This window comes from Mesorhizobium sp. WSM4850 (assembly GCF_055811735.1).
In genome coordinates, this window is record NZ_JBVVPV010000013.1 from 71,439 (window position 1) to 96,345 (window position 24,907).

The 24,907-nt window shown below is 62.9% G+C and carries 30 protein-coding genes and 1 other RNA gene; 16 read left to right on the plus strand and 15 right to left on the minus strand.

Annotated features, from left to right (window positions below; genetic code table 11):
* Position 1: 1 nt before the first annotated feature.
* Both AC0L2Z_RS15190 and AC0L2Z_RS15195 read left to right on the plus strand, forming a co-directional pair.
* Positions 2 to 1,033, plus strand: coding sequence for a peptidoglycan -binding protein (locus tag AC0L2Z_RS15190; protein WP_473628565.1), 1,032 nt, complete (start codon positions 2 to 4; stop codon positions 1,031 to 1,033).
* A 474-nt stretch (positions 1,034 to 1,507) separates the two neighbouring features.
* Entirely contained in the window at positions 1,508 to 1,687 is a 180-nt protein-coding gene (locus AC0L2Z_RS15195; RefSeq protein WP_473628567.1) for a hypothetical protein, read from the plus strand.
* Positions 1,688 to 1,791: 104 nt separating this feature from the next.
* On the opposite strand, the gene AC0L2Z_RS15200 is transcribed toward AC0L2Z_RS15195, so the two are convergent.
* Positions 1,792 to 2,145: a DUF1304 domain-containing protein gene (locus AC0L2Z_RS15200; RefSeq protein WP_473628569.1), complete on the minus strand. Its 354-nt coding sequence runs from the start codon at positions 2,143 to 2,145 to the stop codon at positions 1,792 to 1,794.
* Between the two features lie 188 nt (positions 2,146 to 2,333).
* On the opposite strand from AC0L2Z_RS15200, the gene AC0L2Z_RS15205 reads away from it, so the two are divergent.
* Positions 2,334 to 3,821, plus strand: coding sequence for a carboxypeptidase M32 (locus AC0L2Z_RS15205; RefSeq protein WP_473628570.1), 1,488 nt, complete (start codon positions 2,334 to 2,336; stop codon positions 3,819 to 3,821).
* Between the two features lie 104 nt (positions 3,822 to 3,925).
* On the opposite strand, the gene AC0L2Z_RS15210 is transcribed toward AC0L2Z_RS15205, so the two are convergent.
* Complete coding sequence (locus AC0L2Z_RS15210) at positions 3,926 to 5,728, minus strand: ABC transporter transmembrane domain-containing protein (RefSeq protein ID WP_473628572.1); 1,803 nt, start codon at positions 5,726 to 5,728, stop codon at positions 3,926 to 3,928.
* A 35-nt stretch (positions 5,729 to 5,763) separates the two neighbouring features.
* A complete protein-coding gene (locus AC0L2Z_RS15215; protein ID WP_419695079.1) occupies positions 5,764 to 5,952 on the minus strand; it encodes a hypothetical protein in 189 nt (62 codons plus the stop codon).
* Between AC0L2Z_RS15215 and rpmE the strand changes: the two genes are divergently transcribed.
* Entirely contained in the window at positions 5,935 to 6,156 is a 222-nt protein-coding gene (gene rpmE / locus AC0L2Z_RS15220; RefSeq protein ID WP_006327661.1) for a 50S ribosomal protein L31, read from the plus strand. The genes AC0L2Z_RS15215 and rpmE overlap by 18 nt on opposite strands.
* A gap of 64 nt (positions 6,157 to 6,220) precedes the next feature.
* On the opposite strand, the gene AC0L2Z_RS15225 is transcribed toward rpmE, so the two are convergent.
* Positions 6,221 to 6,862 (minus strand): TetR/AcrR family transcriptional regulator, encoded by a 642-nt coding sequence (locus AC0L2Z_RS15225; protein WP_473628574.1) that lies wholly within the window; start codon positions 6,860 to 6,862, stop codon positions 6,221 to 6,223.
* Positions 6,863 to 6,974: 112 nt separating this feature from the next.
* Here AC0L2Z_RS15225 and AC0L2Z_RS15230 point away from each other — a divergent pair, with 112 nt between their 5' ends.
* Together AC0L2Z_RS15230 and AC0L2Z_RS15235 are read left to right on the plus strand one after the other, a co-directional pair.
* On the plus strand, positions 6,975 to 7,808 hold the full coding sequence (locus tag AC0L2Z_RS15230; protein WP_473628576.1) for a Rossmann-fold NAD(P)-binding domain-containing protein: 834 nt from the start codon (positions 6,975 to 6,977) through the stop codon (positions 7,806 to 7,808).
* Position 7,809: 1 nt separating this feature from the next.
* Positions 7,810 to 8,289: an anthrone oxygenase family protein gene (locus AC0L2Z_RS15235; protein ID WP_473525171.1), complete on the plus strand. Its 480-nt coding sequence runs from the start codon at positions 7,810 to 7,812 to the stop codon at positions 8,287 to 8,289.
* 28 nt (positions 8,290 to 8,317) lie between these two features.
* Here the strand turns inward: AC0L2Z_RS15235 and AC0L2Z_RS15240 are convergent, their stop codons facing one another.
* The 3 genes from AC0L2Z_RS15240 to AC0L2Z_RS15250 all read right to left on the minus strand — a co-directional run bounded on the left by AC0L2Z_RS15240 (position 8,318) and on the right by AC0L2Z_RS15250 (position 10,027).
* Entirely contained in the window at positions 8,318 to 8,644 is a 327-nt protein-coding gene (locus tag AC0L2Z_RS15240) for an Rdx family protein (RefSeq protein ID WP_023800013.1), read from the minus strand.
* An 84-nt stretch (positions 8,645 to 8,728) separates the two neighbouring features.
* Positions 8,729 to 9,478, minus strand: a complete 750-nt coding sequence (locus tag AC0L2Z_RS15245) for a YebC/PmpR family DNA-binding transcriptional regulator (RefSeq protein WP_023800014.1) — start codon at positions 9,476 to 9,478, stop codon at positions 8,729 to 8,731.
* 225 nt (positions 9,479 to 9,703) lie between these two features.
* On the minus strand, positions 9,704 to 10,027 hold the full coding sequence (locus AC0L2Z_RS15250; protein ID WP_473628578.1) for an ArsR/SmtB family transcription factor: 324 nt from the start codon (positions 10,025 to 10,027) through the stop codon (positions 9,704 to 9,706).
* 51 nt (positions 10,028 to 10,078) lie between these two features.
* On the opposite strand from AC0L2Z_RS15250, the gene AC0L2Z_RS15255 reads away from it, so the two are divergent.
* The 3 genes from AC0L2Z_RS15255 to AC0L2Z_RS15265 are packed head-to-tail and all read left to right on the plus strand — an operon-like array spanning position 10,079 to position 11,432.
* A complete protein-coding gene (locus AC0L2Z_RS15255; RefSeq protein ID WP_128173565.1) occupies positions 10,079 to 10,561 on the plus strand; it encodes an SRPBCC domain-containing protein in 483 nt (160 codons plus the stop codon).
* Positions 10,562 to 10,577: 16 nt separating this feature from the next.
* Positions 10,578 to 10,940 (plus strand): VOC family protein, encoded by a 363-nt coding sequence (locus AC0L2Z_RS15260; protein WP_023800017.1) that lies wholly within the window; start codon positions 10,578 to 10,580, stop codon positions 10,938 to 10,940.
* 27 nt (positions 10,941 to 10,967) lie between these two features.
* Positions 10,968 to 11,432: an SRPBCC family protein gene (locus AC0L2Z_RS15265; RefSeq protein WP_023800018.1), complete on the plus strand. Its 465-nt coding sequence runs from the start codon at positions 10,968 to 10,970 to the stop codon at positions 11,430 to 11,432.
* 284 nt (positions 11,433 to 11,716) lie between these two features.
* Here the strand turns inward: AC0L2Z_RS15265 and AC0L2Z_RS15270 are convergent, their stop codons facing one another.
* From AC0L2Z_RS15270 to ssrS, 4 genes are all read right to left on the minus strand, one after another.
* Positions 11,717 to 12,484, minus strand: a complete 768-nt coding sequence (locus AC0L2Z_RS15270; protein ID WP_031255296.1) for a TerC family protein — start codon at positions 12,482 to 12,484, stop codon at positions 11,717 to 11,719.
* 72 nt (positions 12,485 to 12,556) lie between these two features.
* A complete protein-coding gene (locus AC0L2Z_RS15275) occupies positions 12,557 to 13,381 on the minus strand; it encodes a TIGR00282 family metallophosphoesterase (protein WP_023800020.1) in 825 nt (274 codons plus the stop codon).
* Positions 13,382 to 13,462: 81 nt separating this feature from the next.
* A complete protein-coding gene (locus AC0L2Z_RS15280; RefSeq protein WP_023800021.1) occupies positions 13,463 to 14,050 on the minus strand; it encodes a 5-formyltetrahydrofolate cyclo-ligase in 588 nt (195 codons plus the stop codon).
* Between the two features lie 94 nt (positions 14,051 to 14,144).
* A non-coding RNA gene (gene ssrS, locus AC0L2Z_RS15285) (6S RNA) lies at positions 14,145 to 14,300 on the minus strand.
* Positions 14,301 to 14,481: 181 nt separating this feature from the next.
* On the opposite strand from ssrS, the gene AC0L2Z_RS15290 reads away from it, so the two are divergent.
* From AC0L2Z_RS15290 to msrB, 6 genes are all read left to right on the plus strand, one after another.
* Positions 14,482 to 15,321 carry an AAA family ATPase gene (locus AC0L2Z_RS15290; RefSeq protein ID WP_473628580.1) on the plus strand — a complete coding sequence of 280 codons (840 nt, stop codon included), beginning with the start codon at positions 14,482 to 14,484 and terminating at the stop codon, positions 15,319 to 15,321.
* Positions 15,322 to 15,497: 176 nt separating this feature from the next.
* Positions 15,498 to 15,944: a GNAT family N-acetyltransferase gene (locus tag AC0L2Z_RS15295; protein WP_473628582.1), complete on the plus strand. Its 447-nt coding sequence runs from the start codon at positions 15,498 to 15,500 to the stop codon at positions 15,942 to 15,944.
* A gap of 46 nt (positions 15,945 to 15,990) precedes the next feature.
* Positions 15,991 to 16,395 carry a type II toxin-antitoxin system HicB family antitoxin gene (locus tag AC0L2Z_RS15300; RefSeq protein ID WP_473628584.1) on the plus strand — a complete coding sequence of 135 codons (405 nt, stop codon included), beginning with the start codon at positions 15,991 to 15,993 and terminating at the stop codon, positions 16,393 to 16,395.
* A gap of 10 nt (positions 16,396 to 16,405) precedes the next feature.
* A complete protein-coding gene (locus AC0L2Z_RS15305) occupies positions 16,406 to 17,596 on the plus strand; it encodes a vWA domain-containing protein (protein ID WP_473628586.1) in 1,191 nt (396 codons plus the stop codon).
* Positions 17,597 to 18,418, plus strand: a complete 822-nt coding sequence (locus AC0L2Z_RS15310) for an MBL fold metallo-hydrolase (protein ID WP_473628588.1) — start codon at positions 17,597 to 17,599, stop codon at positions 18,416 to 18,418.
* A 108-nt stretch (positions 18,419 to 18,526) separates the two neighbouring features.
* A complete protein-coding gene (gene msrB, locus AC0L2Z_RS15315; protein WP_473628590.1) occupies positions 18,527 to 18,931 on the plus strand; it encodes a peptide-methionine (R)-S-oxide reductase MsrB in 405 nt (134 codons plus the stop codon).
* 60 nt (positions 18,932 to 18,991) lie between these two features.
* Here the strand turns inward: msrB and AC0L2Z_RS15320 are convergent, their stop codons facing one another.
* Positions 18,992 to 19,336, minus strand: a complete 345-nt coding sequence (locus tag AC0L2Z_RS15320; protein WP_023800028.1) for a hypothetical protein — start codon at positions 19,334 to 19,336, stop codon at positions 18,992 to 18,994.
* Positions 19,337 to 19,553: 217 nt separating this feature from the next.
* Here AC0L2Z_RS15320 and AC0L2Z_RS15325 point away from each other — a divergent pair, with 217 nt between their 5' ends.
* Positions 19,554 to 20,063, plus strand: a complete 510-nt coding sequence (locus AC0L2Z_RS15325; RefSeq protein WP_128170683.1) for an arsenate reductase ArsC — start codon at positions 19,554 to 19,556, stop codon at positions 20,061 to 20,063.
* Positions 20,064 to 20,085: 22 nt separating this feature from the next.
* Here the strand turns inward: AC0L2Z_RS15325 and AC0L2Z_RS15330 are convergent, their stop codons facing one another.
* The 3 genes from AC0L2Z_RS15330 to pyc form a co-directional block, all read right to left on the minus strand.
* Entirely contained in the window at positions 20,086 to 20,541 is a 456-nt protein-coding gene (locus AC0L2Z_RS15330) for a hypothetical protein (RefSeq protein WP_473628592.1), read from the minus strand.
* Between the two features lie 48 nt (positions 20,542 to 20,589).
* A complete protein-coding gene (locus AC0L2Z_RS15335) occupies positions 20,590 to 20,850 on the minus strand; it encodes a DUF2312 domain-containing protein (RefSeq protein WP_023800031.1) in 261 nt (86 codons plus the stop codon).
* Between the two features lie 369 nt (positions 20,851 to 21,219).
* Entirely contained in the window at positions 21,220 to 24,678 is a 3,459-nt protein-coding gene (gene pyc / locus AC0L2Z_RS15340) for a pyruvate carboxylase (protein ID WP_287260526.1), read from the minus strand.
* Between the last annotated feature and the right edge of the window lie 229 nt (positions 24,679 to 24,907).

Sequence of the window (24,907 nt, forward strand, 5' to 3'; positions counted from 1 at the left end):
CATGGCTCTCGCCAGGAGCCGGCGTGCCGATCGCCGTATCGATTACTGGCCGGGCTTCGTCGACGCGCTGTCGACGTTGCTGCTCGCGATCATGTTCCTGCTTACCGTCTTCGTGCTGGCGCAGTTCCTGCTCGGCCGCGAAATCTCTGGCAAGGACACGGTGCTCAACCGCCTCAATTCGCAGATCAACGAACTGACCCAGCTTCTGGCGCTGGAGCGTTCGACAACGCAGGACAAGGAAGATTCGCTCGCCAATTTGCAGGCGTCGCTGTCGGCGTCGGAGGCGGAAAAGAGCCGGCTCGAGCAATTGCTGGCGCAAGGCACCGGTGCCGGCGACGCCGCCAACCAGCGGGCCACGGCGCTGTCGGGCGAACTCGACAACCAGCGCCAGATCAGCCAGCAGGCGCTGAGCCAGGTTGAAATCCTCAACCAGCAGATCTCGGCGTTGCGCAGGCAGATCGGAGCGCTCGAAGAAGCGCTCAACGTGTCGGAAGCGCGCGATCGCGAGTCCAACACCAAGATCGCCGATCTCGGCCGCCGCCTGAACGTCGCGTTGGCGCAACGTGTGCAGGAACTGAACCGCTACCGGTCCGACTTCTTCGGGCGCCTGCGCGAAATCCTCGCCGACCGGGAGAACATCCGCATCGTCGGCGACCGCTTCGTCTTCCAGTCGGAAGTGCTTTTCCCGACAGGCTCCGAAGTGATCAACGATGCCGGCAAGGACGAGATGAAGAAGCTCGCCGACGCCATCATCGACCTGCAGAAGGAGATCCCGCCGGAGATCAACTGGGTGCTGCGCGTCGACGGCCACACCGACGACAAGCCGCTGTCGGGCACCGGCCGCTACCGCGACAATTGGGAATTGTCGACGGCGCGCTCGACCTCGGTGGTGAAGTTCCTGATCGAGAACGGCGTGCCGGCCAACCGCCTGGTTGCCGCCGGCTTCGGCGAATTCCAGCCGCTCGACCCCGCCGACACCGAAGACGCGCGCAACAAGAACCGCCGCATCGAGCTGAAACTGACCGAGCGCTGATCGCCCCGGCTCCAGGCGGCGGCCGCATTTAGGGCGGCGATGCAGGCCAGCAAGGCCTGAAAAGATTACCTTTTTTTGATTGCACTTTGCCGAGGATCGCTCCTAGCTATGTCACGGGGCCGAGAACCGCCGGCGGTGGAAGCGTCCATCGCGACCCGACGGAACCGAGGGCCCACGGCCGGAAGGTGGTCCTCCCAATCGCCGCCTCCCCTGTAAAAGGAGACGCAACATGCGCTCTTTCACTCCCAGGACCCTCAGGACTGCAACGCTCGCCGCACTTCTCGTCACCGTTCCGTTTGCCGGCGCCGACGCCGGCCCGCATGAGGCAGCTTTGATCAACCAGATAGAGAGCGTGGATACCGGTATCCGAGGCGCCATGCAGGCGAACAGGATCAAGCTGGACGAAGCGCGTGGCTTGCGCACGCAGGTCGCTCAACTTGATCGGCCGCGCAGAGGGCCGCGCGAGATGGAACGATGCCGGCCACGCAGTATCATAAAATGCTGGCGCAGATCGATCATGTGAGCCAAAGGCTGCGGGCTGCCACCGGCAGCGCCTTCCTCATCGGCAGCGGTGGCGATGCGGGTACTATCCGAACGGCTACGGCCCAAACTATCCAAAAGGCTGAAATCATCCATTACAGCGCCGCACCTTGATCTTGCGCATGATCTGTTGATTTTGCGCAAGATCCGTTCCGCACCGAAGCCCCGGGCAGCAATCCGCACAGGGATTTTTCCAAAAATCGAGTCCGATTTCGGGGTTATGCGCCCAGCCAAACTGCGGTCAGAGCAACTGCAGCGGGCACGGTTTGGACGTAGAGGATTTTCCTGCCGACCGTCGCCGCGCCGTAGAGGCCGGCGATGGCGACGCAGAGCAGGAAAAACACCTTGATCTGGAAACCGGCCTCGCCGAGGTAAAGCCCCCAGATCAGCCCGGCGGCGAGAAAGCCGTTGTAGAGCCCCTGGTTGGCCGCAAGCACTTTCGATGCGCTGGCGAATTCCGGCGTCAGCTTGAACGCCTTGTGGCCGCGCGGCGTGTCCCACAGCACCATCTCCAGATAGACGATGTAAAGGTGGATCAGCGCCACCAACCCGACCAGCACATTGGCGATCATGCTTCGTCTCCCCGATGCGACGCGCCGCCGCCTCGCGACATTGATCACGCACGCCACCGCTCCTGCAAGACCCATTGCGCTGTGCATCCTGGCCAGCAACCATGTGCCCATCGCCAACGGCCTTTCGGGGTTGCCAATATCAGCACATTGGTATCTTTTCCCGCCGTTCAAATTCAGCGGAACCCGCCATGTCCGTTCAAAAACTCGACGACCTCGGCCACAAGCTCGAAGCACTGGAGCATGCGCTCGCCATTCTCGGCGCCGACGAGGCGACCCACATGGCTGTCGGCGGCGGCGAAAAGCGTGCTGAGGCGATGTCGGCGCTGGCCGGCATGCATCACGCCAGAGCGACAGCGCCGGAGATCGCCGACTGGATCGCAGCGGCCGAACAGGAAACGCTGAACGAAGAACAGCAGGCAGCGGTCAAGGAATTCCGGCGGCAATACACCAACCTGACCTGCTTGCCGGTCGAATTCGTCGAGCGCCAAACCACCGCCCGGATGCGCTCCGAGCAGCTGTGGCGCGACTTGCGTGCAAAGAACGACTGGGCCGGGTTCTTGCCGGCGCTCGAAGGCGTCGTCGCGCTGGTGCGCGAGGAAGCAGCCCTTCGCGCCGACGTGCTCGGCCTTGATCCCTATGACGCGCTGATGGAGCAGTACGACCCCGGCAACCGCGCCGCCGACATCACGCCGGTCTTCGCCGAGTTGAAGACCTTTCTCAGGGATTTCGTGCCGGAGGCACTGGCCGTGCAGGAAAAGCGGCTGGCGAAACATCCGCTGAAGCCGCTTTCGGGCAGCTATGCGATCGAAAAGCAGCGCGAGCTTGGCCTCGCCATGATGGCGGCGGTCGGCTTCGATCTCACCCACGGCTCGCTGTCGGTATCGCATCATCCGTTCTGCGGCGGCGTGCCGAGCGACGTGCGCATCACCACCCGCTACAAGACCTCCGATTTCCTGTCGGCGCTGATGGGCGTGCTGCACGAGACCGGCCACGCGCTTTACGAACAGAACCTGCCGCAGGCGTGGGCGCACTGGCCGCTCGGCAAGGCGCGCGGCATGGCTGTGCATGAAAGCCAGAGCCTGTTCGTCGAGAAGCAGATCGGCCGCAACCCCGAATTCTGGCGCTGGGCGCTGCCGGTGGTCGAAAAGCACCTCGGCGAGGCGTGGTCGATCGAAGACATCCTGCCGCACGTACACCGGGTCGAGCGCGGCCTGATCCGCGTCGACGCCGACGAGGTGACCTATCCGCTGCACGTCATCCTGCGCTACGAGCTGGAGCAGGAGCTTGTCTCGGGGCGGCTGGAGGCCGCCAACCTGCCGGAGGCCTGGGACGCCAAGATGCGCGACTATCTCGGCCTGTCGACCATCGACAACCCGGCCGACGGGCCGATGCAGGACGTGCACTGGCCGGGTGCTGCGTTCGGCTATTTCCCGTCTTATACGCTGGGCGCGATGATGGCGGCGCAGCAATGGGCCGCCCTGACCAGAGATCATCCCTCCGCCGACGAAGACCTCGCCAAGGGAAATTTCGCGGCGATCAACGACTGGCGCCGGCAAAGGATCTGGTCGCAAGGCTCGCACTGGTCGACGCCCGAGCTGCTCGAGCGCGCCACCGGCGAGAAGCTCAACGCCACGCATTTCACCGAGCATTTGCGCAAGCGCTATGGGAGGTGCTGAAGGGCGCCTGACATATCTTCAAGCTCATCGAACGCCGCGGCAATTTCGTCACTGCCGAGCAGCGCCATTTGCAAAAGACGAAGCCGTTTGGCAGCGTCGTCCTACTACTCTGCAGCGCCCCTGAAAGCGTTCGCCCCGGTTTCGAACTGCAGCTTGGCCAGCCGCGCATAGATGCCGCCCTTGGCGACGAGGCTCTGGTGGGTGCCTTCCTCGACGATGCAGCCGCCATCCATGACCAGGATCCGGTCGGCCTTCAGCACCGTCGCCAGCCGGTGGGCGATGACGATCGTGGTGCGATCCTGCATCAGCCGTTCCAGCGCCGTCTGCACCAGCGTCTCGCTTTCGGCGTCGAGCGCCGAGGTCGCCTCGTCGAGCAGCAGGATCGGCGCATCGCGCAGGATGGCGCGGGCAATCGCCACGCGCTGGCGCTGGCCGCCGGACAAGGTCACGCCGCGCTCGCCGACCTGGCTGTCATAACCGTTCTCAAGTTTTAGGATGAACTCGTCGGCAAGCGCATCCCTGGCCGCCGCCTCGATCTCGGCCTGGCTGGCGTCCGGGCGGCCGAAGCCGATATTGTCGCGCGCGCTGGCCGCGAAGATGGTGACGTCCTGCGGCACGATGGCGATGCGCTCTCGGATGGCGACGGGGTCGGCCTCGCGCACATTGACGCCATCGATCATGATCTTGCCGGTCTCGGGGTCGTAAAAGCGCAAAAGCAGCGAAAAGACGGTGCTCTTGCCGGCGGCCGACGGGCCGACGATCGCCACCGTCTCGCCGGGCTTGACCTGGAAACTCAGGCCGTTGACGGCAGCGCGGTCGGGCCCGGCCGGATAGGAGAAGGACACGTCGTCGAAACTGATTGCGCCCCTTGCCGTCGCCGGCAGCGGTTTGGGATGCGCTGGGGCCTGGATTGCGGGCTTCTCGGCCAGGATCTCGGTCAGCCGTTCGGCAGCGCCCGCCGCCTGGGAAAGCTCGCCCCACACCTCCGACAGCGCACCGAGCGCGCCGGCGGCAAACACCGAATAGAGCAGGAACTGACCGAGCGTGCCGGGCGACAGCGTGCCGTCGAGCACGTCGCGCGAGCCGAACCACAGCACCGCCACCACCGAGGAAAAGATCATGAAGATGGCGAAGAAGGTGAGGAAGGAGCGCGCAAAGATCGAGGACCGCGCCGCCGCGAAAGCGGCTTCCACGGCAGCTGAAAAATGCCCGGTGACCTGCTTCTCATTGGTGAAGGCCTGCAATGTGCGCACCGCGCCGATCTGCTCGCTGGCATAGGCCGTGGCGTCGGCCAGCGTGTCCTGCGCCAGCCGTGATTTGCGCCGCACCGAGCGGCCGAAGGCGACCAGCGGCAGCACGATCACCGGAATGGCGGCGATGACGAGGCCCGACAGTTTTGGGCTGGTGAAGACCATCATCGCCACGGCGCCAAGCCCAAGAATGACATTGCGGAGCGCTACCGACGCGGTGGCGCCGACCGCCGACTTGACCTGCGTCGTGTCGGCGGCGAGCCGCGAGACGATCTCGCCCGACTGGGCGGTGTCGAAGAAGGATGGCGACAGCGTCGTGACATGGCGGAACACGTCGCTGCGGATGTCGGCGACGACGCGCTCGCCCAGCGTGATGACGAAATAGTAGCGGCTGGCCGACGCCGCGGCGAGCAAGGCAGCCATCACCACCAGCATGGCGAAATACTCGGCGATGAAAATGGAATCGGAAGCGGAAAAGCCATGGTCGATCATGCGCCGCACGGCGAGCGGCAGCGCCAGCGTCGTCGCCGCAGCAACGGTCAGCGAGACGACCGCGCCAATGACCATTTTCCGGTAGCGGGCGATGTAGGGGAACAGGCGCCGCAGCGGCTTGAGCGAGCGCCTACGCTCGTCTGCATCGCCGCTTGTATGCGCCATGACCGTTTCCTCTGGCCGCCTTCTGGGCATGCGCCTCAATATGCGCTTACCGCGGCCTTGTGATTCAATTCCGGCTGATGTATAGGCTCGCCGATCGTTTTTAAAAGCCGTGGCTCCTCAATAGCTGCGGCTTCGAGTTTTAAAAAGGGGCGCATCGACGCAGGCTTTATGCCCGTCAGCGGCGCCGGCGAACCAGGAATAGCACAATGAAGACCGATATCCATCCCGACTACCACACCATCAAGGTCGTCATGACCGACGGCACCGAATACATGACCCGTTCGACCTGGGGCAAGGAAGGCGATACGATGAACCTCGACATCGACCCGACCACCCATCCGGCCTGGACCGGCGGCCAGCAGACCCTGCTCGACCGTGGCGGCCGCCTGTCGAAGTTCAAGAAGCGTTTCGAAGGTTTCGGCCTCTAAGCCGCAAGCCTTTTCGGATCGAAGGGAACCCGCCCTCGTGGCGGGTTTTTTGTTGAATGCGGCTCTATTCGCCAACCAGTTCGCGCAGCGCCATCCGCTTGTAGGCGGCGACCAGGTCGTCGCCTTCTTGGCGCCCGACCGAGATCGCCAGCCGCATGGTGGCCTCGCCCATCTGCCAGATGAGAAACGCCGTCGTTTCCAGCGCCGCCGGATCGGCGGTAGGCCGCAGCCGCTTCAGCACCGCGGTGAGGAATTCGGCGTTGGCCCGGCTGTCGGCGAGTTCGAGTTCGCGCAGCGCCTTGTCGGCCTGCGTGCCCGACCAGATGTCGCGCATCACCGGCTCGGCCAGGAATAGCCCGTAATAGATATCCACCAGCTCGAAAAATGCCCGCCGCAGCCCTTCGGCGTCGCTAACTGGTGCAAGCGCTGCCGCGATGCAGGCCTGGCTTTCGGCGGTGTGGCGCTCGGCCAGCGCCCAGATGATCGCTCGCTTGTCCGGGAAGAACTGGTAGAGCGAGCCGATCGACACGCCAGCCCGTTCCGCCACCTCGCCCATGCGCATGGCATCGCTGCCTTGCTCGGCGATCAGCGCAGAGGCGGCGGCCAGCATCCGCTCGACCCGCTCGCGGCTGCGCTGCTGGCTGGGCGCCCGGCGCGGCGATGCGATCTGGCCATCCTGTGAACCCGATACGGTCGAGCCTTCCATCACTGTCTCCTGGCGAATGATCAACAAATTGGCTTGACTCACAAAATACGAGGGTTTATCACGTTTTGCAAATGTGAGGATTACTCATATTTGTGAGCAAAGGAAAATCGCCATGATCGACACAGCAGCAAAACCGATTTTGATCCTCGGCGGCACCGGCAAAACCGGCCGTCGTCTCGCGGACAGGCTGACGGCGCAGGGCCTGCCGGTACGGATCGGCTCGCGCTCGGGCACCCCGCCCTTCGACTGGGAAGACGATACGACCTGGGAACCCGCGCTCGATGGTGTCGGTGCCGTCTACATCAGCTACTATCCCGATCTTGCGGTGCCCGGTGCGGCCGAAGCGGTCGGCGCCTTCGCCAACCTTGCCGTGGCAAGCGGTGTGCGCCGGCTGGTGCTGCTGTCGGGGCGCGGCGAAATCGAAGCGCAACGTGCCGAAGAGATGCTGAAAGCCTCAGGCGCCGACTGGACGATCCTGCGCTGCGCCTGGTTTTCCCAGAACTTCAGCGAGAGTTTTTTGCTCGATCCGCTGCTCGCCGGAGAGGTGGCTTTGCCGGTCGGTACTGTCGGAGAGCCGTTCGTCGACGCCGACGACATTGCCGACGCCGCCGTGACGGTGCTTACCCGGCAAGGCCATGTCGGCCAGCTTTACGAGCTGACCGGGCCGCGTCTGCTGAGCTTCGCCGACGCGGTCGCCGAGATCGGCAAGGCGGCCGGCCGCGACATCCGCTTTGTCAGGATTTCGCATGCCGAGTTCACCGCCGCAGTAGCCGGATACGAGTTGCCGGCCGAGTTCGCCTGGCTGCTCAACGAGCTGTTCACCGAGGTGCTCGACGGTCGCAACGAGGCGCTGACCGACGGCGTCGAGCGCGTGCTCGGCCGCGCCCCAAAGGACTTTTCCGCCTATGCAACCGAAACCGCTGGTACGGGCATCTGGAGTGACTGACATGATCATGAAACTGCTTCCCACCCTCACCTTCATCGCCGCGCTCGGCTCGGGCGTCGTCGCTGGTGTCTTCTTCGCCTTTTCCAGCTTCGTCATGCCGGGCCTCGCCCGCATGCCGGCCGCGGGCGGCATCGCCGCCATGAATTCGATCAACATCACTGCGGTGACGCCGCTGTTCATGACCGCGCTTTTCGGCACCGGGCTGATCTGCCTCGTCCTCGTCGTCGGCGCTGTCATCGGCTGGGGCCAACCGGGCTCGTTGTGGCTTCTCGCCGGCGCCCTGATCTACCTCGTCGGCAACCTGATCGTGACGATGATCTTCAACGTGCCGCTCAACAACGCGCTGGCCGCCGTCGATCCGGCAAGCGCCAACGGCGCCGCCGTTTGGGCCACCTATCTCAGGGACTGGGTGATGTGGAACCACGTCCGTACCATCACCGCCATCGTCGCGCTGGCCTGCTTCATCGTGGCGTGGCGGTGAACGAGGGCAGAAATCTAAAGACCTTGCGTCAGGCAGGGTCTTTTGACGGGGTATCTTTTGACTTGTCGCTCTTGCGGTCGGCATGGCCGAGATCGCGGTCCGGATCGATCACGTCGCGAACCAGTTGCTTGAGCCTTGCGGCATCGGGAAAGCCGCCGTCGCGCTTGCGGTCCCAGACCAGTGTCTCGTTGCAGGAAATGGTGAAGATGCCGCCGGTGCCGGGCACCAGCGTGACCTCGCCCAGATCCGTTGCGAAGGTCGACAGCAGCTCCTGCGCCATCCAGCCGGCCCGCAGCAGCCAGTGGCACTGCGCGCAATAGGTGATGCGGACCTGGGGCAACGGCTTTTCGGTCATGTCAGATTGAGTTCCGCTCATATCTCAGATTAAGCTCCGCTCAAATCTCGGACTGAACTCCGCTCATGTCTGGTTGAGCTGTGCTCATGCCGCGCTGAGCTTCGCCATGGTCTCGTCGTCGACCTCGAAATTGGCGTAGACGCTCTGCACGTCGTCATCGTCCTCGAGCGTGGCGACCAACTTCATCAGCGACTGTGCCCGCTCCTCATCGACCGCAATGTTGGTCTGCGGCTTCCAGATCGGCTTCACTGATTCAGCCTCGCCGAGCGCGCCTTCCAGCGCCTTCGACACCTCACCAAGATTCTCGAAGGCGCAATAGATCGTGTGGCCTTCCTCGTCCGACTGGACGTCGTCGGCCCCGGCCTCGATCGCCGCGTCCATGACCTTCTCCGCGCTGCCTACCGATGCCGGATAGAAGATTTCGCCGACACGGTCCCACATGAACGACACCGAGCCGGTTTCCCCCATCGCCCCGCCGGCCTTGGTGAAGGCGGCCCGCACATTCGACGCCGAGCGGTTGCGGTTGTCGGTCAGCGCCTCGACGATGAGCGCGACGCCACCTGGCCCGTAGCCTTCGTAACGCACAGCTTCGTAAGTCTCGGCGTCGCCCATCGACGCCTTGTTGATGGCGCGCTGGATGTTGTCTTTCGGCATCGACACCGCCTTGGCGTTCTGCACGGCAAGACGCAGGCGCGGGTTCATCGACGGGTCCGGCGTGCCGCTCTTGGCGGCGACGGTTATTTCGCGCGCCAGCTTGGAAAACATTTTCGACCGCACCGCGTCCTGGCGGCCCTTGCGGTGCATGATGTTCTTGAACTGTGAATGGCCAGCCATGGCACCCCTGTCGTCTTCTTGGCAGAGCATCCTGCAGCGAGGTAGTCACCTCGCCTTTGCCAAAATGCTCGAAGTCAAAATTTCAGAACGTCCCTGCTGCGTCCGGATGGACGTACGGCGCTCTATCTCGGAATGGCCGGCTTATAGATAAATCGGCTCAATTCGTCCAGCCGCGCCGTAAGGATGGTGCGGCAAGGTAACCGCCAGCTGCTTTCCTGCGAACGCTCACTCCTCCAGATCGGATCTCAGCCGGTCGAGAATGCTGATCGCATGCGTGGCGTACTGGCTGATCCAGCGGTCGTGGATCTGCTTGATTGGCAGCGCATTGAGATGGTTCCAGCGTTCGCGCCCCTCGCGCCGCGCCACCACCAGGTCGGCTTCCTCCAGCACTTTCAGATGCAGCATGACGGTGCAGCGGTCCATGTCGGGAAAGGCATCGCACAGCATGCCGGTGGTCCGCGGCGCGTCCTTTAGCTCGTCGAGCAGCGCGCGCCGGCGCGGATGCGCCAGCGCCTTGAAAACATTGTCATCCTGCACCTTGCTTGACATGTTATATTTTTATAACATAATATCGATCCGATCAAGGAAGGAGCTGTGGATATGTCTCTTGGATTCAGAGTTTCGGGCCGCATCGGCAAACCGGTTGCCGAAGTCTTCGATGCGGTCGTCAATCCGAACAAGCTCAGCGGCTATTTCACCACCATCGGCGGCGCCAGTGCCCCGCTGGTGGCCGGCGCCAGGGTCATCTGGTGGGGCAAGGTCCCGGTCGAGGTCGACGAGGTGGAGAAAGACAACCGCATCGTGCTGCGCTGGGACGCCACCGACGCCGACGGCAAGCCGGCCTACAAGACGCGCATCGAGATGAATTTCGAGCCGCTGGACGACGGCGGCACCTTCGTCACCATCGCCGAGGCCGGCTGGCACGAGGACGCGGTCGGCCTGAAGAAGTCCTACCTCAATTGCGAGGGCTGGTCGCAGATGCTGGCCTGCATGAAGGCCTATGTCGAATACGGCATCAATTTGCGCGACGGCTACTATCGCAGCGAGATGAAGGGCGAGCCCGCCAATGAAGACAATATCTGAGAAGACGGAGGAAAGAATGGCTGCGAAAATCACCGGCGGCATCAACATCGCCATGAAAGTGCCGCCCCACCAACACCAGGAGACGATCGCCTTCTACCGCGATGTCGTCGGCCTAAAACCGTTCACGACCAAGGCGCCGGCCATCGGTTTCGAGCTCGGCCCCAATCGCCTGTGGATCGACGAAGCGCCGATGCTGAGCCAGGCCGAGATCTGGCTGGAACTGTTCACCGACGATTTTCCGGCCGCCGCCGATCATCTCGCCAAAGCCGGTGTTGTGCGCTGCGACGCCATCGAGGCGCTCGGCGAAGGTTTTCGTGGCGGCTGGATCACCAATCCGGCCAACATCATTCACCTGGTGCGCGAACCCGACGCCTGGTGACGGAGACCGGTTCGGAAGGAGGACGAAATGGACATCCGTGAGACACCGACCGCCGAAGCCGGCATGCTGATCCGGCGGCCGGTCGCAGAAGTATTCGAAGCCATCGTCGATCCGACGATCACGACGAAATTCTGGTTCACCCACGGCAGCGGCAGGTTGGACAGCGGCAAGGAAGTTCGCTGGGAGTGGCGGATGTATGGCGTTTCGACGCCGGTCACGGTCAGCGAGTTCGTCACGAACGAAAAGATCGTCATGCAATGGAGCGATCCGCCGACCACGGTGGTCTGGACTTTTACCGAGATGCAGGGCGGCACCTTTGTCGAGGTTCGCAATTTCGGTTTTGCCGGCAGCACCGATGAACAGGTCAAGCAGGCGATCGGCTCGACCGATGGCTTCGCGCTGGTGCTCGCCGGCGCCAAGGCCTGGTTGGAGCAAGGCTTGACGCTTGGCCTGATCGGCGACCGTCATCCGAAGGGCACGCCGACCGCTTAATTCGCTGGGTGCAAAAAGCCGTTCTGCAGCGATCCTTCCCACCCCCTCTGTCCTGCCGGACATCTCCCCCGCAAGGGGGGAGATCGGATGTCGCTGAGGCTTTCGCCAATCTCCAACGCTGCAGGACGAGCGGAGCGCTAAAGCTGCCAATCTCCCTCCTTGAGGGGGAGATGTCCGGCAGGACAGAGGGGGGTGCTGTCCCTCCGACGTCTCAAAGGTTCTGCATGGCCGCGACAATTGAGGCAGAGCTCAGGCCTTCGCGCCGTCGCTTCGCCCCGCCAACCTCAGTGCCCCGCGCCCGCCTTTGCCTTCCTCCGACGTCGCGCCAGCATGTTGAGCCCCTCGACAAGAGCGGAAAAGCCCATGGCGGCGTAGATGTAGCCCTTCGGCACATGGAAGCCCATGCCGTCGGCGATCAGCGTCATGCCGATCATCAGCAGGAAGCTCAGCGCCAGCATGACGATGCTGGGGTTCTTGGCGATGAAATTGGCGAGCGGTCCAGCCGCCAGCATCATCACGCTGACTGCCACGATCACGGCGATATACATGATGGCGATCTCGTCGGTCATGCCGACCGCGGTGATGATCGAATCGATCGAAAAGACGAGGTCGAGCAGCAGGATCTGGAAGATGGCGCCGGCCAGCGAAAGCTGCAGCGTCTCACCCATCATCGTGTCCTGGTGATCCTCGAGATCGACCGTGTGGTGGATCTCCTTGGTCGCCTTCCAGACGAGGAACAGGCCGCCGGCGATCAGGATCAGATCGCGCCAGGAAAACCCGTGGCCGAACGCGGTGAATACCGGCGCCGTCAACTGGACGATGATCGAGATGGTGGCAAGCAGCACCAGCCGCATGATCAGCGCCGCCGAAATACCAATTCGCCGGGCGCGGGCCCTCTGCGCCTCCGGCAATTTGTTGGTCAGGATCGAGATGAAGATCAGATTGTCGATGCCGAGCACGACCTCCAGCACGATCAGCGTCAGCAACGCGACCCATGCAGTCGGATCTGAGACAAAGGCGAAATGTGGCGCCAGGAATTCGATGAGCTGCATGGAGGTCGTCCCCTCTTACGATCTGAAGCAGGCGTGGCCGGCAATTAGGTACTACAATCGCTTACATCAATGTCATGACCAGAACGAGGGCGCGGTTTCTTCGAGCCGCGGCCCGCGGCGAAACGGCGCAATCCGCTCGGTCAGGCCGCTGCGATCCGAAATGTCGACGCCGACGCCGCACAATGTCGCCGGGCCGCTCGCCGCCTCGAAGCGCCCTTTCGGCACCTTCGACAGAAACCGGTTGAGCGGCTCCTCCTTGTCCATGCCGAGCGAAGAATCATAGTCGCCGCACATGCCGGCGTCTGAGATATAGCCGGTGCCGCCGTTGAGGATATGGTGGTCGCCGGTCGGCTGATGCGTGTGAGTGCCGACAACCAGGCTGGCGCGGCCGTCGACGAAGTGCGCAAAGCACATTTTTTCAGAGGTCGCCTCGGCATGGAAATCGATGACCACCGCATCGGCCTGTTCGCCAAGCGGGCAGGCGGCAAGCTCGCGCTCGCCGGCCTGAAACGGATCGTCGAGTTCAGGATGCATGAACACCCGGCCCATGATGTTGGCGACCAGAACGCGCGCGCCGTTCCTGGCGATGTAGACGCCCGAGCCCCGCCCCGGCGTGCCCTTGGGGAAATTGGACGGACGCAGAAAGCGTTCCTCGCGCGGCGCGAAAGCCAGCGCATCGCGCTGGTCCCAGACATGATTGCCGGTTGTGACGACGTCGGCGCCCGCCGAGATCGTCTCGCGAAAGATCTCTTCGGTAATGCCGAAGCCGCCGGCGGCGTTCTCGCCATTGACGATGACGAAGTCGAGTTTGAAATCCGAGATCAGGCCGGGCAGTTGTTCCCACACCGCCGTGCGTCCCGTCTTGCCGACCATATCGCCGAGGAAGAGAAGTCTCATCTAAACATGATCCCGAACCGAAGGTCAGCGAAGCAAAAAGCTGCATGACTTCCGGAAAAGACCATGCGTCCAGGAACTTATCTACAATTTCGGCGCGAACCGGCGCAACCCGCTCTCGGTGAGTATTTCCGGAATGGTCACGTCATGCGGCTCGTCCGGCACCAGCGCCACCTGCTGGCAGTCGAAAGCAATGCCGATCAGCCGCGGCGGCTGCCCCTTGTCGACCAGCCGCGCGATGGCACGGTCGTAATAGCCGGCGCCATAGCCGATGCGGTGGCCGCGCGCGTCGAAAGCCGCGAGCGGCACCAGCATCACCTGGGGATCGAGCACCTCGGCCTCCTCATGCGGCCCGACGGTGCCGAACCCCATGTCGATCATCGGCGCGCCGCGCACCAGTTCGCGAAAGACGATGGTGGTCTTGTCGAGAATCGCCGGCAGGCAAAGCCGTGCACCTTTTTCGCGCAAGGCGAACATCAACGGCCGGACGTCGACTTCCGAGCGCATCGGCCAGAAGCCGGAGACGATCTGGCCCGGCTCCATCGCAATGCTGTCCCGCGCCGTCTCGGCCATTTCGAGCGCTGCCTCCACCCGCCAGAACGGATCGAGCGCGTCGCGGCGCCCGAGTGCTTCGCGTCGCAACTGTCTTTTCAGGTCTTTCGAGGATGTCATGCGCCGACGATAGAAAAGGTCAGATTTGGATGGAGTTTTAGGAGCGACGTTTTCCACCGCATGATCCACCGAAGCGTGGATCCTTTGCGTCAAGTGACGATCCACACAACCGGTGGAGAGAGCGATCCCGGGAACCTACAAAGTAGGTGGGCGCCGTATGAGAAAACCCACGGGTCTTCCCAGGGACAGCTCCCTAGGGATCATTAAGGCCCCGGGGAAAATGTTCTCCTGCCGGGAAGCGCAGACCGTCACGCCCAATATAGGCCGATGGCAGGCCAAGCGCCAGAGAGACGGCCATGTTCGGCGGCTTTATTCGTCGCAAGGTCCTGCCTGGGAGCTGCGCGGCACATGGGTTCACCGCGCCCTCGCCGCTGCGCCTTGCATCGGCTGGGCTGTCTCCTTACGGTTGCCATGAAAACCGAGGAGCAAAAATGCGTTTCGAAGGCACGGCGGCCTATGTCGCCGACAAGGATCTGATGGTGGCGGTTAATGCGGCGATCGCGCTGGAGCGGCCATTGCTGGTCAAGGGCGAGCCCGGCACCGGCAAGACCGAACTGGCCAGGCAAGTGGCGGCCGCGCTCGGCCTCGAGCTGATCGAATGGCATGTCAAGTCGACGACAAGGGCGCAGCAGGGCCTCTATGAGTATGACGCCGTGTCGCGGCTGCGCGACAGCCAACTCGGCGACGAGCGCTTCAACGACATCAGCAATTATATCAGACGTGGCAAGCTGTGGGATGCCTTCGCGACGGCCAAGAAGGTCGTGCTTCTGATCGATGAGATCGACAAGGCTGACATCGAGTTCCCCAACGATTTGCTGCAGGAACTCGATCGAATGGAGTTCTTCGTCTACGAGACCGGCGAAACGATCCGCGCCGCTGTGCGCCCGATCGTCATCATCACCTCCAACAACGAGAAGGAACTGCCGGACGCTTTCCTGCGCCGCTGCTTCTTCCACTATATCCGCTTTCCCGACGTCGAGACGCTGCATCGGATCGTCGACGTGCACTATCCCGGCATCAAGCAGAACCTGGTGCGCGCCGCACTCACCCAGTTCTACGAAATCCGCGACGTGCCGGGCCTGAAGAAGAAGCCGTCGACCTCCGAGGCACTGGACTGGATCCGCCTGCTCGTGACCGACGATATCGCGCCCGAGGATTTGCGCGGCGACCCGAAAAACGCACTGCCCAAGCTGCACGGCGCGCTGTTGAAGAACGAACAGGACGTGCATCTGTTCGAGCGGCTGGCCTTTATGGCGAGAAGGCAGGGGTGAGGAGCGGTCGGCCAAAGGCCGACGAAAAGCCAACGATTGGCTTTGCGAGCGACGAACGCCCGAAGCCATAGCGCAGGGCCGGGCATGCGGATCGGACAGCGCTTTCCCTTTGCTGGACCGTTGCCACCGGCCGGGCACCGGGGCAGCCTGGGCCCGAAGCTTCGGAAGGAAATGAAATGACCGAGATCACCGTCCGCCCACTGGCACAATCCGACCACGCCGACTGGCAGCGTCTGTGGACTGCTTACCTCGCCTTCTACGAAACCAAACTGCCGGAAGACGTCTACGCGGTCACCTGGAAGCGGCTTTTCACGGCGGGGGAGTTCGAACCAAAGGGGTTCATCGCCACCCTCGACGGCAAGGCGGTCGGCCTCACCCATTACCTCTACCATCGCTCCTGCTGGTCCGAAAAAAACGACTGCTATCTGCAGGACCTGTTCGCCGACCCGGATGTGCGCGGCAAAGGCGTCGGCGCCGCCCTGATCGAAGCGGTCAAGCAGGAAGCCGGCAAGATCGGCGTCAAGAACGTCTACTGGATGACGCACGAGACCAACACCACCGCGCGCAAGCTCTACGACCACGTGGCGCGCAGGACCGGCTTCATCGAATATGATCTGATGTGATGAACGGTCGATCGCCCGGCTTGCCGGATGGATTTAAGGAGGAATGATGACGCACTATGTCGGAATTCTTGACGGCGCAGATGATGTCTGGGGAGTGCGGGTCCCCGATCTTCCCGGATGTCACGGCGGTGGCGCAAGTCCCGAGGAGGCGATAGCCGACGCGACCTCCGCCGTTCGCGAATGGGCTGAGGCACGAATGGCGAAGCACTTGCCCTTGCCCGGCGCGCGCACGGTGGCAGATCTGCTCCGACTGGGCGAAATCGATAGCGCCGCCGGCGAATCTGCCGTGATGATCCCCGTGCTGATCGATTCCGGACGGCCTGTCCGAGCCAATCTGTCGCTCGACGCAGGTCTCTTGGCGGCAATCGATGCCGAAGCGAGCCGGCGCGGCCTCACGCGTTCCACCTTCATCGCCAGCGCCGCTCGCGAGAAGATCGAAGGGCACAGATAAAAGTCGCACGATGTTCATCCCCTTCTTCCTCGAACTGAAGGCTGCGCGGGTTCCGGTTTCGCTCCGGGAATATCTGTCGCTACTGGAAGGGCTGGAGGCGGGGCTGGTCGACTATGACGTCGAGGGTTTTTACTACCTCGCCCGCTCGGCACTGGTGAAGGACGAGCGCCACATCGACCGTTTTGACCAGGTCTTTTCGCACATCTTTAGGGGTGTCGAAGCGCTGGCTGGCGAAAACCCCGTCGACGTCGAAAACATCCCGGAGGAATGGCTGCGGCGGCTTGCCGAAAAGCACCTGACCGATGAGGAGAAAAAGCTGGTCGAGGCTCTGGGCGGTTTCGAAAAGCTGATGGAAACGCTGAAAAAGCGGCTGGAGGAACAGAAGGGCCGCCATCAGGGCGGGTCGAAATGGATCGGCACCGGCGGCACCTCACCCTTCGGCGCCTATGGCTACAATCCCGAGGGCGTTCGCATCGGCCAGCATGAGAGCCGCAACCGCCGTGCGGTGAAAGTCTGGGACAAGCGTGAATTCAGGAATTTCGACGATGCCGTCGAGCTCGGCACCCGCAACATCAAGATCGCGCTGAAGCGCTTGCGTCGCTGGGTGCGCGAAGGCGCCGAGGAAGAGTTCGACCTGCCCGGCACCATCCACGCCACGGCCGAGCATGGCTATCTCGACGTACAGACGCGGCCCGAGCGGCGCAATGCTGTGAAGCTGCTGATGTTCTTCGATGTCGGCGGCTCGATGGACGATCACATCAGAAGCGTCGAGGAGCTGTTTTCGGCCGCTCGCGCCGAATTCCGCCAGCTCGAATATTTTTACTTCCACAACTGCCTCTACGAGGGCGTGTGGAAGGACAATCGCCGCCGCCATGCGGAGGTGATTCCGACTTTCGGCCTGCTCCACAAATACGGTCCGGACTACAAGGTGATCGTCGTCGGCGATGCCTCGATGAGCCTCTATGAGATCGCGCATCCCGGCGGCTCGGTCGAGCACTGGAATCCGGAGGCCGGCGTCGTCTGGCTCGGCCGTCTGCTGCAGCAATGGCCGAACGCGGTATGGCTCAACCCCGAAAGCGAAAAGCACTGGGGTTTTACCCATTCGATCGCCATGATCCGCGACATCTTTGGCGGCCGCATGTTTCCGCTGACGCTCGCCGGGCTCGAGGCCGCGACGAAGCAGCTTTCAAGGAAGCACTGAATGGATCCACGCAAAACAGGACGGCCGACCTGTTTCCTCTGCCTGCAATGTGGCGTCCAGTTCGCGGCGGCAGCGACGCCGCCGCAACATTGCCCGATCTGCGAGGACGAGCGGCAATATGTGCGCTGGGAGGGCCAGGCCTGGATCACGCCGCAAGAGCTCGCCGCCGGGCATCGGATCGTGATGAAGGACGACGCCGGCGTGCTCGCCTTCGGCATCGAGCCGCGCTTCGCCATCGGTCAGCGGGCGCTGCTGGCACAGACGCCGCACGGCAATGTGCTGTGGGACTGCATCTCGATGGTCAGCGACGAGGCGGTGGCCGAAATCAACCGACGAGGCGGTCTGGCCGCGATCGCCATTTCGCACTGCCATTATTATTCGGCGATGGTCGAGTGGAGCGAGGCGTTTGGCGGCGTGCCGATCTATCTGCATGCCGATGACCGCAAGTGGATGATGCGGCCGCATCCGGCGGTTGTCAGTTGGCAGGGCGAGACGCGCGCCCTCAACCCCTCGCTGACACTTATCCGTTGCGGCGGTCACTTTGCCGGTGGCCAGGTGCTGCACTGGAAGCGCGACGGCGACGACGCCATCCTGGCCGGTGACATCTTGCAGGTGACGCCAACCCGCCGCCATGTCAGCTTCATGTACAGCTACCCGAACTACATCCCGCTCAATGCGCCGAAGGTACTCCACATCGCGTCGGCACTGGAGCCTTTCGCATTCGACCATATCTATGGCGCATGGTGGAACCAGAACGTCATCGGCGATGCAAAGACGGGATTTGCAAGGTCTGTTGCGCGGTATCTCGCAGCGATCGCCTGAGGAATTCTTCGCGGCAGGACTGGAAATATCGGCAAACGCCGTAACAAAAGCCTATTTTAGGCGAACTTGGGAAGCAGCCCAATAGCGGCATGAGCTAAGAGGCATAAAATGGATAGTCACATCTACCCTGTCACCCGCACTGATGCCGAATGGCGCGCCCAGCTGACGCCGGAGCAATATGCGGTGATGCGCAACCACAGCACCGAGCGGCCGGGCAGCTGCGCCCTGCTCCACGAGAAGCGCGCCGGCACATTTTTCTGCGCCGGCTGCGACCAGCCCTTGTTCGAATCCAAGCTGAAGTTCGAGAGTGGCACCGGCTGGCCAAGCTTCAACGATCCGGTGCCCGGTTCGGTCGAGACGACCGTCGACCGCAGCTACGGCATGGTCCGCACCGAATGCCACTGCGCCCGCTGCGGCAGCCATCTCGGCCACGTCTTCGAGGACGGCCCGCCGCCGACCGGCCTACGCTATTGCATCAACGGGGTCGCGCTGAAATTCGAGCCGGCCGCCTGACTGGAATTCAACGTTGTCAAAGGACGGCTTCCGCCGGCCTTTGACGGCAGCACTGTCCCGTCAGATCACCACCACTAGTAACAGCCACAGCACGGCCCCCAGCGTCATCAGCGAAGCCTTGACGCCGCCGGTTTTCTCGGCGGTCCGCCACACCGCAAAAGTCAGGAAGAAATTGTACGGCACCGGCGCGAAATGCACCGCCAGAACGAGAGCGAGCGGCAGCTTCAGCCCGAGCAGGATCAGCGCCAGCACCGACACGGCGATGTTGATCGCCGTGCCGACAAGGACAAGATCGCGCCAGAACAGCCGGTCTAGCGGGGCCGTGCCTTGCCAGCGCGAGCGGAAGAAACCCGCCGCACGGCCTGCCTTGCCGTCTTCGCCTTCGAAAGTCTCCGGCGCACTCATCGATACGGCTTTCTCTCATTCGACAGCCGCAGAGATTTCCAAAGCAGCAAGCCTGTCAACGCAAATCGATCATCGGCACGCAAGCGTATGATTTGACAAATTGTCATCAAACGGTCGTGAAACCTTTCTACGTCGCCCTTGTCGGCGTCTCGGCAAAGACACCTTGCCGGACTCTGCCGCCCCCATCATCCAGTCGCCTGCCAAGGGAGGTCTTGAGATGAGCGATAATGTCTACAACGTGCTGTTTCTTTGCAACGCCAATTCGGCGCGATCGATCATGGCGGAAGCCATTCTCAGCCGGATCGGTGGCGGCAGGTTCAAGGCGTTTTCCGCCGGTTCGCAACCGAAGGGCGAGGTCAATCCCTACGCACTGCAGCTGCTCGAAAGCCTCGGCTACGATACGAACTTCGCCCGTTCGAAAGGCTGGGACGAGTTTGCCGAGCCCGACGCGCCGGAAATGAATTTCATCTTCACGCTTTGCGACAGCACCGCGAATGAATCCTGTCCGATCTGGCCGGGTCATCCGATGACCGCGCTCTGGTCGATACCGGACCCAGGCAAGGCAGACGGCACCGAAGCAGAACTGCATCTTGCCTTTGCCGATGCCTATCGCATGCTCAACAACCGCATCTCGCTGTTCACCAATCTGCGGATGGATGCGCTCGACCATCTGGCGCTGCAACAGCATCTCGATCGGATTGGCCGCGACACGGCGAAGCCGAACTAACTAAAGCCACTGCGACGCGAATTCACGGTCCGGCTTCGCCACCCCCGCCCAGCACCTCGGAAACAGCGCGCTCGAAGCGCGATGCTTCCGTCACCAGCCAGTCGGCCATGGCCGGCCAATTGTCCTCGGCAAAACAGTTCACGCGCCACAGCGAATTGATGCCGAGGCCCTCGCAGCTCTGTTCCGGCCTGAGCTTCAACCTGTCTTCGATCGCCGGCTGGAACGGCTTCAACCGCGACCAGGCTTGCGTGGCACCGAACTTCTCGTTGCGGCCGAAGAAGACGCCGACATGGTTCTGCGCCGGCGCGACATACATGGAAAGGACCAATGCGAAGTCGGGCAGCCCGCGCTGCCAGAACAAGGGTCCGCGCCGCGCCATCAGAGGCCTTTCTTCCGGATGCCGTTCCGCGAACAGCGTCCAGAAGCCGCGTTGGCGGAACTCAGAGGCGCGGCGGCCGCCATAGTCGAATTCGCTCATGGTTCGACCCGTTGCGGGCGCAACCGGCGCCCAGGGCTGTTACCAGCCTTACACCATGCCGAGTGCGGCTTTGTAGAGATCGAGGATGGTTTCCTCCTCTTGCCGCTCAGCCTGGTCCTTCTTGCGCAGCCGGATGATCGACCGCATCGCCTTGGTGTCGAAGCCGGTGCCCTTGGCCTCGGCGAACACTTCCTTGATGTCGTCGGCGATCGTCTTCTTCTCTTCCTCGAGCCGCTCGATGCGCTCGATGAAGGCTCGCAGCTGGCCGGCGGCAACAGTCTGGCTGGTCTCGGTGATGTCGTCGGCCATTTTTTCTCCGCGTCGTTTTCCATGCCGCGACTCACGAACCGTCGCGGCGAATTTGCAGCGGTTCGATGCCCGACCGGAGGCGACCGGTCAAGCTGTTATCGATGCGGCATGAAGGGTGGACAGGACCTAAGGTGTGTTGAGATTCAGGTCAGGCCGAGTCGAGAACGCCGGCTTCCGAGAACCCGAGCGGAGCGTACTTAAAGTACGTGAGCCCGCGCATGATCCCCGAAATCGGAATCGAGTTGCGGAAAGGATCATGCGCAAATCAAATACTACAGCGTCCTTTGCGCGCCCGGGGGCGCGCGGCGCTGAAAGCAAGCGCAGGAAGCTGGCGTTTGCAGGCCGGCATCACCTGAATATCAACGCACCTTATCCGAAGGCGATCAGCAAATCCTTGGCGTCGATCTGATCGCCGGCCTTGACCAGCACTTCGGCGATTGTGCCGTCGCGCTCGGCATGCAATGCCGTCTCCATCTTCATCGCCTCGATGGACAAAAGCACGTCGCCGGCCTTGACCGCCTGGCCGGCGGCAACCGCGAGCGCCGAGACGACGCCCGGCATCGGTGCGCCGACATGCGCCTCGTTGCCCGGCTCAGCCTTGCGCCGCGCCTTGGCGGCGGAAGCGCCATGCGCCCGATCCGGCACTTTGACCCGGCGCGGCTGGCCGTTGAGCTCGAAGAACACGGTGACCATGCCCTTCTCGTCGACATCGCCTATGGCCAGGCAGCGCACCACCAGCGTCTTGCCCTTCTCGATGTCGACAAAGATCTCGTCCTCCGGCTTCATGCCGTAGAAATAGGTCGGCGTCGGCAGCACGCTGACCGGCCCATAAGTTTCCTGCGCTGCGGTAAAGTCGGAGAAGACCTTCGGGTACATCAGCCACGAGGCGAATTCGAACTCGCTGAGCTTGCGCTCGAGCTTGTCCTCGATCTCCTTGCGGCTGGCCTTGAGATTGGCTGCTTTCAGCAGCGAACCGGGCCGCACGGTGATCGGTTTGTCGCCTTTCAGCACCTTCTTCTGCAGCGCCTCCGGCCAGCCGCCGGGCGACTGGCCGAGGTCGCCGCGCAGCATCGACACGACCGAGTCGGGGAAGGCGATATCCCTGGCCGGATTTTCGACATCGGCAACCGTCAGGTCCTGGCTCACCATCATCAGCGCCATGTCGCCGACGACCTTGGACGACGGCGTCACCTTGACGATGTCACCGAACATCAGATTGACGTCGTGATAGGTCTGCGCCACTTCGTGCCAGCGCGTTTCCAGCCCGAGTGAGCGCGCCTGCTCCTTGAGGTTGGTGAACTGCCCACCCGGCATTTCGTGCAAATAGACTTCCGAGGCCGGCCCCTTCAGGTCGCTTTCGAAGGCAGCATACTGGTTGCGCACCGCCTCCCAGTAGAACGAGATGTTCCTGATCCATTGCGGGTCGAGGCCCGGATCCCGCTCGGTGCCCTTCAGCGCCTCGACGATGGAGCCCAGGCAAGGCTGCGAGGTGTTGCCGGACAGGGCATCCATCGCCGCATCGATGGCGTCGACACCGCTGTCCACCGCCGCCAGCACCGTCGCCGCCGACAGGCCTGACGTGTCGTGCGTATGAAAGTGGATCGGCAGGTCGGTCGCCTCGCGCAGCGCCTTGAACAGAGCGCGGGCGGCGTTCGGCTTCAAGAGCCCGGCCATGTCCTTGACCGCGATGATATGGGCGCCAGCCGCCTGCAACTCCCTGGCCAGCGCGACGTAGTATTTGAGGTCGTACTTGGCTCGGGCCGGGTCGAGTATGTCGCCGGTGTAGCAGATCGCTGCTTCGATCAGCTTGCCTTCGGCGCCGACAGCGTCCATGGCGACGCGCATGTTGTCGACCCAGTTCAAACAGTCAAAGACTCGGAACAGGTCGACGCCGCCACTTGCTGCCTGTTTGACGAAATGCTGGACGACATTGTCCGGATAGTTGGTGTAGCCAACGCCGTTGGCGCCGCGCAAAAGCATCTGCAATAACAGATTGGGCGCTGCCTCGCGCACCAGCGCCAGCCGCTCCCACGGGTCTTCGGTGAGGAAGCGCATGGCGACGTCGAAGGTCGCCCCGCCCCAGCATTCGAGCGACAAAAGCTGCGGCAGTGCGCGCGCATAGGTGCCGGCAATGCCGGCGATGTCATAGGTGCGCACGCGCGTCGCCAGCAGGGATTGGTGTCCGTCGCGCATCGTCGTGTCGGTGACCAGCACTTCTTTGCATGCGCGCATCCAGGCCGCGAATTTCTCCGGCCCAAGCGCGTCGAGCTTCTGCTTGCTGCCATCGGGCACATTGCCGTTGAGATAGGGCACCATGGGCGCCGCCGCATCGGCCTTCGGCTGCGGCCGGCCGCGGGTTTCGGGATGACCGTTGACGCTGACATCGGCCAGGTAGTTGAGCAGCTTGGTCGCGCGATCCTGCCGCTTCACGCTCGCGAACAGTTCCGGTGTCGTATCTATGAACTTGGTCGTATAGGAATTTTCGGCGAAACTCGGGTGATTGATGATCGCCTCGAGGAAGGTGAGGTTGGTCGCCACCCCGCGAATACGGAACTCGCGCAGCGCCCGGTTCATGCGGGCGATGGTCTCGGCCGGCGTCGGCGCCCAGGCCGTCACCTTCTCCAGCAGCGGATCGTAGAAGCGGGTGATGACCGCGCCCGAATAAGCGGTGCCGCCATCGAGGCGGATGCCGAAACCGGTGGCGCCGCGATAGGCGGTGATGCGGCCATAGTCGGGGATGAAATTATGTTCGGGATCTTCCGTGGTGATGCGGCACTGCAGCGCGTGGCCGTTGAGCCTGATATCCTTCTGCGCCGGCACGCCCGATTCCGGCGTGCCGATGGCAAAGCCATCGAGGATGTGGATCTGCGCCTTGACGATGTCGATGCCGGTCACCTGTTCGGTGACCGTGTGCTCGACCTGGATGCGCGGATTCACCTCGATGAAGTAGAATTTGCCACTGTCGGCATCCTGCAGGAACTCGACCGTGCCGGCGCCGATATAGCTCGTCTCGCGCGCGATCTTGAGCGCGTAGCCGCAAAGCTCTTCGCGCTGCGACATTTCGAGATAGGGCGCCGGCGCGCGCTCGACCACCTTCTGGTTGCGGCGCTGGATCGAGCAATCGCGCTCGAACAGGTGCACGGCGTTGCCGTGTGTGTCGCCCAGCACCTGCACCTCAACATGGCGGGCGCGCTCGATCAGCTTTTCGAGATAGACCTCGTCCTTGCCGAAGGCAGCTTTCGCTTCGCGCTTGCCCTCCGTCACCTCGCGGGCGAGATCGGCTTCCGAGCGGATGGCGCGCATGCCGCGGCCGCCGCCGCCCCACGACGCCTTCAGCATCACCGGATAGCCGATCGTCCTGGCGAGCGCCTTCACCGTCTCGATGTCGTCCGGCAAGGGATCGGTGGCGGGAATTACCGGCACGCCGACCTCGATCGCCAGGTTGCGTGCGGCGACCTTGTTGCCGAGCCTGCGCATCGTATCCGGCTTGGGTCCAATGAAAATAATGCCGGCCTTGACACAGGCTTCGGCGAATTCAGGGCTTTCCGACAACAGCCCATAGCCCGGATGGATGGCATCGGCGCCGGAAAGCCTGGCGACGCGGATCACTTCCTCTATCGACAGATAGCTTTCGATCGGCCCCATATCCCTGGTCAGATGCGGCCCGCGCCCGACCTGATAGCTTTCATCCGCCTTGAAGCGGTGCAGCGAGTACTTGTCCTCCTCGGCCCAGATCGCCACGGTTTTGAGGCCGAGTTCGTTGGCCGCGCGGAAGACGCGGATGGCGATTTCGGACCGGTTGGCGACAAGGATCTTCGTGATTGCCAAGGACAAGGCTCCGGACGCTGACGGAAGGGGGACTGCGCCATGATTAACGCGAAAATGCTGCAGCGCAAACAAAATCGGGCGGCGACGATTAAACCGATTTAAATCCACTCATTGGGTAGAGCGCCGCGCGTTCCCTCGAATGCGCAAAGGGTGCTCCGACGAAAGGTAAAACGGCACACACGAAAAATGCCCGGCGCGAGGCGCCGGGCATTCCGGAATTGTCGTCGTC